The organism is Periweissella cryptocerci, assembly GCF_004358325.1.
GTDB lineage: Bacteria > Bacillota > Bacilli > Lactobacillales > Lactobacillaceae > Periweissella > Periweissella cryptocerci.
Genome location: NZ_CP037940.1, coordinates 2,411,027 through 2,426,546, shown reverse-complemented (window position 1 = coordinate 2,426,546; position 15,520 = coordinate 2,411,027). Strand labels below are relative to the sequence as shown.

11 protein-coding genes are annotated in these 15,520 nt (G+C 40.6%); 2 read left to right on the top strand and 9 right to left on the bottom strand.

Annotated elements, in window-relative coordinates; all coding sequences use genetic code 11:
• Nucleotides 1-74 precede the first annotated feature (74 nt).
• Complete coding sequence (gene uvrC / locus EQG49_RS10730; protein WP_133363960.1) at nt 75-1,877, bottom strand: excinuclease ABC subunit UvrC; 1,803 nt, start codon at nt 1,875-1,877, stop codon at nt 75-77.
• Between the two features lie 234 nt (nt 1,878-2,111).
• On the opposite strand from uvrC, the gene EQG49_RS10725 reads away from it, so the two are divergent.
• Nucleotides 2,112-3,167 (top strand): oxidoreductase, encoded by a 1,056-nt coding sequence (locus EQG49_RS10725; protein WP_133363959.1) that lies wholly within the window; start codon nt 2,112-2,114, stop codon nt 3,165-3,167.
• Nucleotides 3,168-3,194: 27 nt separating this feature from the next.
• A complete protein-coding gene (locus EQG49_RS10720; protein ID WP_133363958.1) occupies nt 3,195-4,112 on the top strand; it encodes a nucleoside hydrolase in 918 nt (305 codons plus the stop codon).
• Nucleotides 4,113-4,816: 704 nt separating this feature from the next.
• Here the strand turns inward: EQG49_RS10720 and dtd are convergent.
• From dtd to EQG49_RS10680, 8 genes are all read right to left on the bottom strand, one after another.
• Nucleotides 4,817-5,263 (bottom strand): D-aminoacyl-tRNA deacylase, encoded by a 447-nt coding sequence (gene dtd, locus EQG49_RS10715; RefSeq protein WP_133363957.1) that lies wholly within the window; start codon nt 5,261-5,263, stop codon nt 4,817-4,819.
• A 1,303-nt stretch (nt 5,264-6,566) separates the two neighbouring features.
• Entirely contained in the window at nt 6,567-8,804 is a 2,238-nt protein-coding gene (locus EQG49_RS10710) for a RelA/SpoT family protein (RefSeq protein WP_133363956.1), read from the bottom strand.
• A gap of 473 nt (nt 8,805-9,277) precedes the next feature.
• Nucleotides 9,278-10,369: a M24 family metallopeptidase gene (locus tag EQG49_RS10705; protein ID WP_423245964.1), complete on the bottom strand. Its 1,092-nt coding sequence runs from the start codon at nt 10,367-10,369 to the stop codon at nt 9,278-9,280.
• 7 nt (nt 10,370-10,376) lie between these two features.
• Complete coding sequence (locus tag EQG49_RS10700) at nt 10,377-10,733, bottom strand: DUF956 family protein (protein ID WP_133363954.1); 357 nt, start codon at nt 10,731-10,733, stop codon at nt 10,377-10,379.
• A gap of 103 nt (nt 10,734-10,836) precedes the next feature.
• Nucleotides 10,837-12,012, bottom strand: coding sequence for an SGNH/GDSL hydrolase family protein (locus EQG49_RS10695; RefSeq protein WP_133363953.1), 1,176 nt, complete (start codon nt 12,010-12,012; stop codon nt 10,837-10,839).
• Nucleotides 12,013-12,153: 141 nt separating this feature from the next.
• Nucleotides 12,154-12,858: a GntR family transcriptional regulator gene (locus EQG49_RS10690; RefSeq protein WP_133363952.1), complete on the bottom strand. Its 705-nt coding sequence runs from the start codon at nt 12,856-12,858 to the stop codon at nt 12,154-12,156.
• 167 nt (nt 12,859-13,025) lie between these two features.
• The gene (gene dcuC, locus EQG49_RS10685; RefSeq protein ID WP_133363951.1) at nt 13,026-14,414 is read right to left on the bottom strand and encodes a C4-dicarboxylate transporter DcuC; all 1,389 of its coding nucleotides are present in this window, start codon (nt 14,412-14,414) and stop codon (nt 13,026-13,028) included.
• Between the two features lie 19 nt (nt 14,415-14,433).
• The gene (locus EQG49_RS10680) at nt 14,434-15,354 is read right to left on the bottom strand and encodes a nucleoside hydrolase (protein WP_133363950.1); all 921 of its coding nucleotides are present in this window, start codon (nt 15,352-15,354) and stop codon (nt 14,434-14,436) included.
• Between the last annotated feature and the right edge of the window lie 166 nt (nt 15,355-15,520).

Below are 15,520 nucleotides of genomic sequence, written 5' to 3'. Positions count from 1 at the left end.
GCTTTCTCCTTATCCAAAAATCAGATAGGTGGAAAGCAAGCCATTTAGAGTCATATCAAGGTATATTCACCTTTTTACTTTTTTTGTTCTTCTGCTTTTAACGATGCTTCTAAGGAAACCTTAATAAGCTTTGCCGTGCTCTCTGAGATACCAACTGCATGGAGTTCTTCCAATGAGGCATTCGCAATTTTCTTAATCGAGCCAAACTTCGTCAACAGCTTTTGCCGTGTTTTTGGACCAACACCGTGAATTCCATCGAGCCGTGATGCCAATGAGTTTTTCGAGTGAACTTGCCGGTGAAAACTAATCGCAAACCGGTGGACTTCGTCTTGAATTCGTTGTAGTAAGAAAAAACCTTGTGATTTCGGATCTAAGTGTAAGTGTTCATCACCTTCTTGTTTCAACAAATCGGCAGTTTTGTGATGTTCATTTTTAACCATCGCCGCCACCGGAACATCCAATCCAAGTTCATTTTCCAACACATCTTTGGCCGCATTCAATTGAATTTCGCCACCATCCATCAAGATTAAATCTGGCATTGTTGCATGTTCTTTGAGTAACCGCGTATAACGGCGTCGAATAACTTCTTGCGTTGAGGCTGCTTCGTCGGCATGGTCAACTGTTTTCAACTTAAATTTCCGATACAAGTTTTTATTTGGTTGTCCGTCTACAAACACAACCATTGCTGAAACCAAATCAGTTCCTTGAATGTGCGAGTGATCAAATGCTTCGATTTTATGTCCCTCAGGCAAGCCAAGCGCGTCAGTGATTTCTTTCATCGCCCCGGTGGTTTTCATCTCACCTAGTTCTAACAACCGGAATTTTTCTTCCAATGAAATTTGGGCATTTTTACCAGCCAATTCCATTAAATTTTTCTTTTCACCCCGTTGTGGTGTTCGCACTGGTACGTGTAAAACATCTTCTAAAACATCGGTGTCGATTCCCGCTGGTACTAAAATTTCATTAGGCATTTTAACATTCTTGCGGTTGTAAAATTGTAAAATAAAGCTGCTCATTTCTTCTTCGGCAGTCCCAACAATTGAAAACAAGCGCTTTTCACGCTTCATCAACCGTGCTTGCCGCATGAAGAATACTTGAACTGATAACCACCCCTTATCCATATAAAAATTAAAGACATCACGTGGTGTGTTGTCATTTGAAATGATTTTCTGCTTTTCGACTGTTGCATCAATAAATTTAAGCTGGTCGCGGATTTCAGCGGCCCGTTCAAATTCGAGATTTTCAGCAGCTTTGGTCATCATTTGATCTAATTTTTTAGTCACTGAAGCTGTATTGCCATTCAAAAATGACTTAATTTTTTTAATTTGTTTTGTATACTCTTCTTCAGGAACTTCGTGCCAACAAGGCCCCAAACATTGTCCCATATGGTAATACAAACATGGGCGCCCTTGGAAACCGTTACATCGTCGCAGTGGATATACCTTTTGCAAGAAATGCAAAGTTTCTTGCGCAGCGTACACATTCGGATAAGGGCCAAAGTAGTAGGCGCCGTCTTTTTTTAAGTCACTGACTAACACTAACTCTGGGTTACGTTCGTTAGTAATTTTGATATATGGATACCCGGTCCCCCGTTTCAACCGAATATTATAATATGGTTGCCACTTTTGAATCAGGGTAATTTCTAATAAGAACGCTTCTTTATCAGAATTTGTCACAATAAAATCAAAATCAGCAATATTTCGGACTAATTCTGCCGTCTTACCATCATGCTCTGCTTTAAAATATGAGCGCACACGATTTTTTAAATTTTTGGCTTTCCCGACGTAAATAATTTTACCGTTAATATCCTTCATCTGGTATGAACCTGGTTCATCCGGTAAGAGTGCTAATTTATGTTCAATATGTTCTGAAGCCAAATCATGCCCTCCTTCATTTACTTACTTTTCTACTATATTATACGATTAATTAAAAAAAACCAATAGCGGGGTATTGGCATAAGGATCTTATTACGGTGCTACTCAATTTTGGTTAGTTGGTTGCTAGAATAAATAAATGTGAAACTTTTGTGAAAGCGATTACATTATTTGTGATAACTGTTACAATAAAAGACATAATAATTTAAATCATCTCGCAAAAGGAGCTTTAGTAACATGACAAAAAAACTCACAATGGCGCTCGTCGGTTTTGGTAACTCCGCTAATCGCTATCACTTACCTTATATTTTAACTAACGATAACCTTAATTTAAAAACGATTTACGCACACACACTTGGTAAGCGACCAACCGAACAAGCTGCTTTAGAAGCACAAGGAATTGAATTTACAGATTCATTGGATGCAATCCTCAATGATCCCGAAATCCAATTTGTGTCAGTCATCACACCAGCCCCTTCACACTTTGAACTTGCCAAGAAAATTTTAGAATCCGGCAAAAACGTGATGGTTGAAAAACCTTTTGTGACTTCAGTTGCGGAAGGTAAAGAATTAATCAAGCTAGCAAATGAAAAAGGTTTACTAATTACGCCTTTCCAAAATCGCCGCTTTGATGGTGAATTTTTGGAACTACAACACGTATTGGCTCACGGGTATATTGGCGAACCAATTGAATTTGAATCCCACTTTGACTACTTCCGCCCTGGTGCAAGCTCAAATCCTGGTGAACAAATCGACGGGGCCTTTTATGGCTACGGTGTCCACCCCCTTGATCAAATCATTAAACTGTGGGGGACTCCCGATTCTGTTGGTTACGACATCAAGTCGGTAACGAATCCAGATGGTGTCGATGATAATTTTGATGTCACATTACACTATGCCAACCTCCGTGCCAAAATCAAAACTTCATTTTTAGTTGCTCAAGAATATCCTAAATACATTTTACATGGTACTAATGGGAGCTTCATTAAATACGGGATGGATGCCCAAGAAAATGACATCTTAGCGGGAATTTCACCTGCGGATCCATTATTTGGTAAAGATAATCCCGATAATTATGGTGTCTTAAAGTACATTAATGCTTATGGCGATCCGGTTGAACACAAGCTTGAAACCCCAATTGGTAATTACGGACAAATGTATCAAAATGCCGCAGATGTGGTGTTAGATGGTGCTGATAAAGAAGTAACCGATGCCCAAATCATTGCACAACTTGAAATTTTGGATGCCGGTTTTCAAGAAGCTGGTCCCCACGTTGTTAAATTCAATCAATAATTAACTACATTGAAAAAGAGAGAAAAAATGAAAAATATTATTTTAGATTGTGATCCAGGTCATGAAGATTTCTTTGGCTTGATGCTTGCCTTAACCAGTACCGAAATTAACATTCAGGCAATTTCAACTACCGTGGCTTACCAAACTCCCGAAAATGTCCAAAAAAATGCGATGAAGGCGCTTGAATTACTTGGCCGCACTGATATTCCAGTCGCCCGCGGTGCCGCTAAACCACTCATTGAACCATTTGGCTTAGCTGATAATTGGCGTGACTTTACCGGCTTAGATGGTGCTAATTTTCCAATACCGTCATTTGCCCCATCACAATTGTCAGGCATTGACTTGATGGCGAAGACTTTATCCGAAAGCGCCGAACCCATGACCATTGCAATTTCGGGCCCGGTTACTAACGTTGCCTTACTTGTGGCAGCCCATCCTGAATTACATGCAAAAATCGAACAAATCGTATTAATGGGTGGTGCCATTAATACTGGCAATCGTTATCCTGGTGTTGAATACAATTTCTCAATTGACCCTGAAGCCGCCAAAATTTTACTCAACAGCGGACTTCCAATTGTGATGGCAACTCGCGATATGACTGAGCAAGGAATCATCACCGAAGCAACGGTTGCTAAAATGCGGGCAATTGATAACCCAGTTGCGCAAGTTGCCGCCGATTTAATGGAAAACTATGGCGACTTTTCTGATCCTGATACACCAGTTGTGTTAAATGATCCCGAAGTCATTGCCTATTTGATTGATCCAATGATGTTTACTGGTACGGACTACTATGTTGATGTTGAAACGCAAGGTCAATTAACTCGTGGGCGGCTGGTTGTTGATCAAAACGATATGACGGGTAACCTGCCTAACGCTAAGCTATTAACTAGTCTAGATAATGATCGTTTTGTAGCATTGATTCTTGATTCACTAGCAACATATTAATTCTCTATTTCATCTGGCGTGGAATTGAATAAAATTGGCCACTGCGTGCCAGTAAATTACTTGGCGCACCACGATGGAAGCGCATGTTCAAGCCAAAGTACGGTCTTGAACAACTCGGATAAGCTGGGACTCTTCGGGAAAAAATTCCCTAGACTCCTCATCTCATCCTCAGCGGCGACATGTGTTTCACACATATCGCCCCAGTCGCGGTGTAAAGTCTGCGACCGCCAAGTAATTTACCGGCACTCCGTTAGTTAGGAATAATGTAACTAGCAAAAAACGGTTATCACCCACAGACCGCAGTAGCGTGGAAAATGCCACTGACAATAGAACCTCAGTAATTCGATGATTGAAAATTACAGAAACGACAATTCCACACTAGAAAAATATTGCCCCTATTAATACCACTCCAAATAAGTGCTGAGACATAAATTGTCCAGCCAGCAAAATAAGACTGATTTCTCCTTATCGTAGTAAGGTAGAAATCAGTCTTATTTGCGTGCGACAAAAGGCTTCCAGCCGGGACTGGCGAATGTATTTATTCGCGGCACCCGTTGATATAACTCACTTAATTCATCACCTCGTTCGCTTTACTCGCTATCGCTGACGAATTAAGTTTCTTTATATCACGATTGTGGATGGCCTTTTGTCCCACTTCCTATTTTTGTGCACCTTATATTCTAAACAAAACGTTAATACTACAGTTATTTATTATCTGTATCAAAGATAATCGTCACCGGACCATCATTAACTAATGACACTTGCATATCGGCACCGAACTCCCCAGTCGCCACCGCGAAACCCGCAGCAGCCAATTGTGCATTGAACTTATCATACATTAATTCGGCAAATTCTGGTTGGCCCGCATCTGTAAAGCTCGGCCGGTTCCCTTTTTTTGTGTTCGCATATAATGTAAACTGCGAAACTGATAAAATCGCGCCATTCACATCCGCCAATGCCAAATTCATTCGGTCATCGGCATCTTCAAAAATCCGTAAATTACTAACTTTTCGGACGACGTAATCTAATTCTGCTTGGGTGTCACTATCGGCAATGCCCACTAATAGCAAATAACCGCGGTCAATTGCCCCAACAGTTTGCCCCGCAATCGCAACTGATGCGTTTGCAACTCGTTGTAAAACTACTCGCATTTTTTCTACCTCATTATTTCGTTATCAACGCTACATAAAATGGCTAAATTTTTTCTAGCGTGGAATTTGGATATGTGTCCCAGATTGATTCCCACTACGTGTCTAGAACCAGTCTGGATACCGTAATGGAAGACAAGCATTTGAAGCCACAGTGCGGTCTTCAAATGTTTGCGAAGCTTGGTTCGCTAACGCGCTAACCATCTTCACAAATCCATAATCAGTAACGAAAACCGTTACTGATTATGCCATCACGGTGCGAGCTAAAGTCCAGCCTGTTTCCAGCCACTTCGTTAGTTTGAGCAGCCAGTCTGACTAGTAATATGCCGTAATCCTTGTCGCTTCAAGTTTAGCGGTAATCAATAATTCCACGCTTATCTAGCGGGGTGACTGAAAATCACTTTGTGGCCGACAGGCTTTACACCGTGATGGGACGAACTTGACACCATGTGTCAAGTTTGTCGCTGAGGGTAGAGCCGACCGGGCCTTATTTGTCCAGCGTAGCTACAAATGTGAGCAGTCTTTTGGCTTTAGCCATTAGACTGCCAGCTATCCCGAATTGCCCAAGACAGACATTCAGCCTGGAAGGCTAATCTAATCGGTTTTTGATTAGATTCAGTTGTTTGTTGAAAACAAACTGCTGGAATGTTTTGCGTTGCCGTACCTCAGGCATAAGCACGTGGCTTGGGCATGTGCTTCCATCTCGGTGCACAATGTGATTTTCAGGCACGCAGTGGCCTCATACATCTCATCACATTTTATAAAATCCACGTCAGACGGAACAGAGCCCATAAAATTCACAAAACATTGGTGCCCATCATCGGCTTTCACATGGTTCAAAAAAAGGTGCCGGAACAAACGCATTCCAAGCCCCTTTTCAATTATTTAATTTCTATTTATTCTAGTGTGGGATCGTCGTTTCTGTACTTTTCAATCACCTAATTACTGAGGTCCGATTGGTTCTTGGTGTTGTTTTTTCATGCTACTGCGGCCTGTGGTTGGCAACTGTTTTTCGCTAGTTACATTATTCCTAACTAACGAAGTGGCGGTAAATTACTTGGCGGGCGTAGCCTTTACACCGCGACTGGGGTGATATGTGTGTAACACATATCGCCGCTGAGGGTAAGATGAGGAGTCTTAGGAATTTATTCCTTAGACTCCCAGCTTAGCCGAACCTTCTAAGACCGCTTTTTGGCTTAGGAGGTTGCTTCCAGCGTGGTGCGCCAAGTAATTTACTGACACGTAGTGGCCAATTTTATTCAATCCCACTTCAGACAGAATAGAGCCATTATTTAATTTATAAAGTTTAGTGTAAAGCGCGTTTTACATCATAAACTTCGGGAATGTTATTCAATGCGGTCATGATTTGTTCGAGGTGGACGGCATTCCGTACCCCTACTGATAATGAAATCATCACCATGCCATTGTGATCAACCCGGCCGTTCACTGACGTTAAATACTTCGTAGTGTTATTAGCTGCCTTAATTACATCGTTTAACAACCCATTACGATTATTACCACTAATCGTTAAGTCAGCATCGTAATTTGGCCGTTCACCATCTGGATTTTCCCAAGCAACTTCAATCAGGCGTTGGCCTTGGTTTTCAGCAGATTTGACGTTAGGACAATCTACCCGGTGGACTGAGACGCCACGTCCCTTAGTGATATAACCGACAATATCATCACCAGGAATTGGCGTACAACAGTGACTTAAGCGAACTAGCAGACCGTCTACCCCCTGAATCACAACACCTTCTGAAGACGACTTAGTTTGATGCTTAGCAGTTAATTTGCCTTTGCCGACTTCCATTTCCTTGTGTTCTTCAAGTAGTTCACGTTCTTGTTGCTTAATTCGCTCAGCTTCAATTTCAGCCCGTTTAGTCTCCGTCAACTTATTCGCCACACCTTGTGGTGATAAATCACCATACCCAAGTGAAGCAAACATATCTTCAATACTCATCACATGAAGCTTTTCTAATGCGCGTTCTTCGTTAGCATCCGTTAAGATCTCATCAGGGTTAAAACCTTCTTCTTGTAAGAAACGTACCATCAAAGCTTGTCCGGCTTCGACGTTTTCTTCACGATCTTGCTTACGGAAGTATTGCTTAATCTTATTACGTGCCCGCCGCGTTGAAACTAAGTTAAACCAATCTCGACTAGGACGCGCTAAATTACTAGTAATAATTTCGACAATATCCCCGGTTTTAAGTTCGGAATCCAAGGGAACAATTTTCCCGTTCACCTTCGCACCAGTAGTTTTATTACCAACTTCGGTGTGAATAATGTAGGCCATATCTAATGGACCGGCACCCTTTGGTAATTCATATACATCACCTTTTGGTGTAAATGCATAAACCCGATCAGAGAATAAATCACCTTTCACTGAATCCATGAAATCATCAGCGTCTTTTGATTCTTTCTGAATTTCCAGGATACCTTGAATCATATTTAATTTCTTTTGATCATTATTAGCAACATCAGCACCAGAAAAATTACCTTCTTTATAAGCCCAGTGAGCGGCAACCCCAAATTCAGCCACGCGGTGCATTTCATGGGTCCGAATTTGAATTTCTAATCGTTTCCCTTGAGGCCCAACTACTGTCGTGTGCAAACTTTGATAACCGTTCGCTTTTGGTAGCGCAATATAGTCCTTAAAGCGTCCAGGAATTGGTGTCCACTTTGAGTGAATAACGCCAAGTACCGCATACGTTTCCGCAATCGTATTAACTTCAATCCGGATGGCTAATAAATCATAGATTTCATCAAATTGCTTTTTCTTATCAACCATCTTCCGGTAAACCGAATAGATGTGTTTTGGACGACCGTAAATTTTAACATTCTTATAACCAAACTCATCAGTCGCTTTTTGAATTTCACCAATGGCCGCGTTAATATATGCTAACCGCTCATCCCGCCGACTATCCATCAAGTGGGCAATTCGGTGATATTGTTCCGGGTTCAAATAACGTAATGAAGTATCTTCTAACTCCCATTTAATTGTGCTAATACCTAAACGGTCAGCTAATGGCGCATAGATTTCTAAAGTTTCTGAAGCAATTCGCCGTTGTTTTTCTTCCCGTAAATGTTGCAATGTCCGCATATTGTGCAAACGGTCAGCCAACTTCACAATAATTACCCGAATATCCTTAGACATGGCAAGTAATAATTTCCGGTGGTTTTCAGCCAATTGTTCTTGGCTACTCTTATATTCAATTTTCCCTAACTTGGTAACTCCGTCCACAATTAAAGCGACAGTGGCACCAAATTCATTTTCCAAATCTTCGAGGGTTGCATCCGTATCTTCAACCACATCGTGCAAGTAACCAGCCACAATCGTTTCTGGATCCATATGTAACTGCGCTAAAATTGCGGCAACTTGGATGGGGTGAATGATGTATGGTTCACCTGACTTACGTACTTGATCCTTGTGTAAATCAGCAGCATACTGATATGCCTTATCAACGAAGGCAACGTGTTCTGGATTCATATATTCAGAAATTGCATTATGGACGTCTTCAGCAGTCCAATCTTTTTGTTTTGGCATATTTTTCACCTTGGCTTTCGGTAAGATAGTCGCCCGATCTTTGATAGCAGGCGACTACCTTAATATTTTTTGTATTCTCTCATTATACCTTAATTACTACCTAATTTGCACATTTAACGGGTTCCGTATCACGCGCCAAAGCCATCGCGCCGGCAGCAATATTATCTGCGCATGTTTAATGAATTTTGGGAAGCAAAAAAGGGAGGTGAGTATCGTAATACCACTTCCCTTTCGTTTCTATTTATTCTAGCGTGGGATTGTCGTTTCTGTACTTTTGTTTAAGAATACTCGCGTACCATGAAATATACCTCAGGCACTAAGTTTGAGCACATCACAAAATCAGTGATAACTAATTTGATTGAATCTGCTCCTCTACGACTGTTTTTCACTAATCTGAGAATTATCCTAACTAACGGAGTGCCAGCAAATTTTATTCCATCCCACGTCAGACAAAATAAAGCCACCCTTTTCATTTAATCATCAATCACAATTAAGTCTGTCGTAATTCCACTGGTTAAGTTTTCATAACCTGCAGGTGTCACTAACACATCGTCTTCAATCCGGACGCCCCCCAAACCAGCAACGTAAATTCCTGGTTCAATCGTCAACAAATTATTGGTAACCATTTCATCATCCAGGCTCCGGGAAATGTTTGGTCCCTCATGTATGTCTAAACCAATTCCGTGCCCCGTACCATGATTGAATTCTTTTCCATAACCTTGTGCCGTAATATATTCACGGCCAACTCGGTCAAGTTCACTTGAAGCCACACCATTGAACACTTCCGCAATAATCCGCTTTTGCGCAGTTAAAACGGTCTGATAGATATGTTTTAGTTCATCACTAACTTCACCAAAAGCAATCGTTCGTGTAATGTCAGAAGTATAGCCATCAACATAGTAGCCAAAGTCTATCGTCACTAATTCACCAGTCTCAATTACTTTATCAGTTGCTAAACCGTGGGGTAATGCCCCACGCCAACCACTTGCAACAATCGTATCGAATGAAGCTTTTTGCGCACCTAGCTTCCGCGCCAAATAATCTAATTCATTAGCGACCTCTTTTTCAGTCATGCCAACATGTAACTTTGGCAACAACTGGTTGAATGCCGCCACTGAAATTGCCGTTGATTTGCGTAATGCCGTCACTTCAGTTTGATCCTTGATTTCGCGCAATGCCTCAAGCACTCCAGGAACGGGTAAAAAGTCTTCGACAACAAGTAATTCGTCCATTAAGTCAAAAACGCGGAACGCTAAATCATCCTCAAATCCTAACCGTAATACTCCGGCTTTTTCAGTTTGCTTAGCGGCCTCTTGATAATAATCGCGCGTAATCACTAGCGTTACTTCAGCTGGTAAACTTGCTTTAAGTTCTTCTTCATAGCGAGAATCAGTAATCAGCAAAACACTTTGTTTAGTAACTAAAACAACACCATCCCCATTACCGCCTAAAAAACCGGTTAAGTAACGCATGTTAAACCCGTTAGTAACAAACAAACCGTCCATTTCCATCATTGCCAACATTTTTTTAAGCCGTTCAATTCGTGTTGTATACATTGGATTCACCTATTTTCTATTTATTCTTCTTAAGTCGACGTTGAACTAAACCTTCGTTAATCGACATAACATCTCGACTCAAGTGTTGATCCATAACCGTCAGAGCTTGCCGGGCGCGACTCACGACAAAATTAAACGAACCCGATTTAGTATCAATGAAGAATCCGCGGATATATTTATTCCAGAAAAATGCTTGTGCGCGAACCCCAGTCACTTCCCGCCATGGGATTTGAATGAAGCCATTACCAGCATTGGCGCGAAATTCAACGCCGCCATCACCAAATATCAACATACCCGGTTTGGGATTAATTGACGTATACATCGAATTCGCCCGCGTCGTAAATTCAACTTGTTTATTTAAAATTACTGCCATTTTATTTACTCCAATCAACTATTTTCACTAATTTAATGTTACCACAAGCGCATTAAAAAAAGCCAAGACATAATTCATCTTGACCTCACACTGTTTAATTCCACTATTGTTGCTGTAACCAGCCTGCTAACTTTGTAGCCATTTTCGCATAGCCACGCTTCGTCGGATGTGTCACCCCGTCTGACATGTCCTTGTACGATGTTATGGCTGCATTTTGTCCTTGATGCCAGTCGAATACAGGAATTCCATTAGCTTGATAGACTTGCTTGAACACTGCATTTAATTCTTCTAACGTGTAGCCTTGTTTGCTTACTTTATAGTTAGTATACAGATTATCATGCTTACTATTAAAGCGGTCAATCGGCAAGACGGCTAGTATTTTCGTGTCTGGTGCTTGCTCACGCATTTTTTGAATATCATCATCTAACGTACGAGCAACTTGCAAGAGCGATTTCTTACCCTGCACAGTGAGCCCCCAATCATTAGTACCATATGCCAAAAAAATCACTGGATAACGAGCAAACTTGCGGTTATCAATTTGCCAAGCCAAATTACGGGGAAATGATTTATTAGCATAAGCACACACGCCCGACCCAGAATAAGCATAATTCTGAATATTACCAGTTACACCAATTTTTTGTAAAGCATCATTAATAAATGGTTTTGCCGCTATTGTTGCCTCCCCATCGACGTATTCACGGCCACGCGCAATCGAATCACCAAAAATAACTGCCTTATTTAAAGCCGGCCAATCCGTAATTTTACTCTGCGTCGTAACTTGCCGTGGTGTTAATGCCAACAGCTGTCTGACCGCGCTTTTATTTAAAACTAAGCGTTGCTTGCGCACATTTCCAGTTACATAACCTTTTAATAACTGGCGTTGTTCAGGCGTTAAATATTTTCCTTTTTCTAAATGTGCCTTCTTGACATACCCAACCTTTTTTCCAGTCGCACTTGTTAACAGTACGTACGTCGTATAATTCCACTTTGAACCACGAATGGGCTTCTTCACTCGTACTGTTTTAATCGCATACAAAGTGCTTTGTTTCATCTTTTTTGCTAATTTTATTTGTTTTATTTTTAAGGGACGTTGTCGCCGTGTAGTGCTTAATTTTGATACCGTTTTTTGTTTCGGATTCTTAATGTAATACTTAATTCTTTTTGTTTTTTTAGTTGTCACAATTGTTTGATATCTGCTGGATTTAGCCGATACTTGCCCTGAAACGCATCCGCTAAAAACTACTATCACTGCGCCAACAATAACCAATAATTTTTTCATGTTAAAACCTCACATATTAAATATTAACATAAAATTGCCCAGTGACTATAGCTTCCCGCTCGTTACAATAAATAACGCGTTTAACATCTCATAATTCACAATCACTGCGTTTTACCATCCAAACTACAGACCCACAATTTCTTAGTAATTAGTCCGGTTGAGCATTGTCCGAAAGAATTGGAGTGGTACATAATACTTTGATTGACACAGTAGCGCATGATCACTGTCAAATAAATCTTCCGTCAATACAACTAATTGATTGACTTCATCAGCAAATTTACGTTTAAAGTCACTTTTATCACGTAATGAAATCGTCATTGATAACGTTGAATAACTCGACAGGTCATATAGCTGCTTTTCCAGGAAATTTCGTAATGCTTCTGAATTCATGCTTTCAACGTTATGCGCTTCCGCAAGTTCTTTTGAAACCATACAAAAATCATTGCCGATGTATTGGTCAGCTGGACCATACCAAAGATTGATGGTGAAATGATCACCCGCACCAAATAGTTTCTTGGAGTGGCTCGACTCAGCATGCCGTAAAGAATAAGCATCAACATTTTCAATTACTTTGTCACAGCTCTTATAAAACGGCGAATCATTAATTTCAAGCCCAGATTTTTTTTCGCTAGTCACATGGGCATTAATAATGTTTCCCTTTCCTTTAATGCTGCTAATAATGCCGTCCTCTTTAAGCAGATTCAATGAACTACGAATGGTTCCGCGACTAACATTGAATAATTTTGTTAAGTCGTTTTCGGATGGTAACATTCCGACAAAATGTTCAGAATCAATCTTATCTAAAATCGAATTATATACTTGGACTGGTTTGGAAACTACTTTCATTATCGACACGACCTTTCTTATTGCTTCATCGAGAATCGAACTCGACTTATTTTAACAAATAAGTTGCACCAACAATGAAGCTAACCATACTATTTTTGCTAACTGTCATTTTCCTAGCTTCTAAGTTAATAAATAATCAACAAAATAGTAGCTAAATTTGACATTTATTATAAGACAATTAACGATAAGACCAACATGAACACTACCCCAGCAACCATCGGTACAGATGTCCGTTTAACAATTTGCATTGGTTCAAGTTTTGTCGTTCCAGCCACAATCAAGATTACCGCGGCCACTGGTGAAACTGCACGGAATAAGTTACCCGCTAATTGTAGTGGTACTGACAGTGCTTCAGGTTGAATTCCAGCCGCCTGCGTCAATGGGACAACCAACGGTACCATGGCAAAGACTAACGCAACGCCACTCCCACTCAATAATACAATTACCGCCGTAAAGGCCACCATTATAATCGGTAGGAGTAAACCTGAGCCATGAACTGATGCCATTGATTTTTGCACCATTTCCATGATTCCAAGTGATGCTAACCCAGCCACAAATGTTTGCGCGGCGACTAGCAAGCCAACGATTCCCATCGCTCCGCCCATTCCATTAAAGAAACCATTCGTGTCCTTAAGGACTTGATTTACATTTTGCTTGTAGATTAACTCGGTCACGATGGCAATGAATAAGCTAATAATCGAAACAATCTGAACTGTTAATTGAATTGGCGTTTTCAAACTCAAATTGACAAAGAATGCAACGATTAACAAAATAATTGGCATCACCGGTAATAACCCATAAATAACGCGGTATCCAAACGAATCATTTTGGTGAATATCTTCCGGAATTTCTTGAATTTCTTCTTTTTCAGTCACAATTAATGCGGTCTTTTTATCTTGGCGTTTTTGCCAGAAATAATGAACCACCGCGATGAAAATCAATGTTGGAATTGAAATCAACGCATGATATTTGAACACATATTCAGTAACTGGTAAATGTAATGCTGCCGCCATCGCCACGTTATCAGAGCCTAATGGTGTTGGCACAATTGTTGCCGATGTCGCGATAACCGCCCCCGCACTCAAGCGACTCATCCCGGTTGCACGCAACACTGGATATAAAGTAGCCAATAAAATAATGGCTAAGTTTGATGCACTTGGTACAACCAATGATAGTATGTTTCCAATCAAGAATACAATTGGCACGAGAATATATACTGATTTGACGTGTTTTAATGGTTTTGTTAATGCGTTAACTGTCACCGCATTAGCACCAATCTTACTCATGTAAGCACTATACCCTGCCAAAATTAGGATAACAAACCCCGGTCCAGCAAGGGTGGTAGTGAATTGATCAACTAGTGCTTGAATCGGGTTTAGCCACGATGCCCCCGTTGGTTCTAGCGTGGTAACTTTCTTGCCAAGTAATAATGCTACATACATCAGCAAAATCCCGATTGTTAATAATGAAATTTTAATGTCCATTTTCTTGATAATCATATAAACCAACAAGACAATGGAAATTCCCCCTAATAGAATTATAACGAACGAGTTCATAGTCCAATCCCCCTGTCATTTACTTGTCTAATGAATTAATTGTCCCCAAGAACCATGTTTCAAATGCTTCGACATCAACTTGAATCGCAATTTCCGCGTTATCTGGTTGCTTTAGATAACCTTTGAAATCCATCAAGCTTGCCCCCATTGTATATTGTCCATGTGTTTCGATAGCTACATGCGTACTTTCAAAGCTAAACATTTCTGGATTCATTAACATCCCCATTGCTAATGCATCATAAATTTTCAATCCCGTTTGAAAACTCCCGCCACGATATTTAGAAAATAATTGATAAAACATATCGCCAACTTTACCCATGTGTTTAATCTTTTCACTGGTTTCCGGCATCACTTTTGCTTGCATTCCGACTTCTAGCGGCGCAACTCGAATTGGTACCCCTGATTTGAATACGATGTCCGCACTATGTGGATCAGCTGCAAAATTAAACTCTGATAACACCCCAAAGTTACCCCGACCGATTGCACCACCCATCAATACAATTTCTGCAATATTCGCCACGTCCTGTGGATATTGACGAAGATACATTGCATAGTTTGTCAGTGGACCAATCCCCACCAACGTTACTTTGTCAGTTGCATGTGCCACAACATCATGAATTGCATCAACTGCAGTACCGCTAACTTCACTACTGAAGTCGGGTTCGGGAAAAGCATATCCCGCCATCCCTGTGACACCGTGAACGCTTTTCGCTTCAATCGGGTCAACCAATAATGGGCGAGTTGCCCCTTTGACCATTGGAGCTTTAGTACCCAAGAACGCCTGCAATTTACCCAAATTCTCGAAAGTTGTTGCTACCCCCACGTTACCAGCAGTTGCCACTAGTAACTTCACATCTAATTGCTCAGATTTTAATGCCATTGAAATTGCAACCGCATCATCAATCCCTGGATCAGTATCCAAAATAATTTGTTTAGCCATAAACTAAATTCCCCTCTGTTACATATTTGAAAGCGCTTTCTATTATTAGAATACAACCTGTACAAAAATAATACAAGTGTTTTTTGAAAAATAAAAAAATTACGGCAAAAAAATGGCTCGATTTCTTCTTAATCTGAGTAAGGAGAAATCAAGCCATTTACGTAGA

Coding starts and splice junctions, on each gene's coding strand:
- EQG49_RS10725 (WP_133363959.1), top strand. CDS start 2,112: ATGACAAAAAAACTCACAATGGCGCTCGTCGGTTTTGGTAACTCCGCT.
- EQG49_RS10720 (WP_133363958.1), top strand. CDS start 3,195: ATGAAAAATATTATTTTAGATTGTGATCCAGGTCATGAAGATTTCTTT.
- dtd (WP_133363957.1), bottom strand. CDS start 5,263: ATGCGAGTAGTTTTACAACGAGTTGCAAACGCATCAGTTGCGATTGCG.
- EQG49_RS10710 (WP_133363956.1), bottom strand. CDS start 8,804: ATGCCAAAACAAAAAGATTGGACTGCTGAAGACGTCCATAATGCAATT.
- EQG49_RS10700 (WP_133363954.1), bottom strand. CDS start 10,733: ATGGCAGTAATTTTAAATAAACAAGTTGAATTTACGACGCGGGCGAAT.
- EQG49_RS10695 (WP_133363953.1), bottom strand. CDS start 12,012: ATGAAAAAATTATTGGTTATTGTTGGCGCAGTGATAGTAGTTTTTAGC.
- EQG49_RS10690 (WP_133363952.1), bottom strand. CDS start 12,858: ATGAAAGTAGTTTCCAAACCAGTCCAAGTATATAATTCGATTTTAGAT.
- dcuC (WP_133363951.1), bottom strand. CDS start 14,414: ATGAACTCGTTCGTTATAATTCTATTAGGGGGAATTTCCATTGTCTTG.
- EQG49_RS10680 (WP_133363950.1), bottom strand. CDS start 15,354: ATGGCTAAACAAATTATTTTGGATACTGATCCAGGGATTGATGATGCG.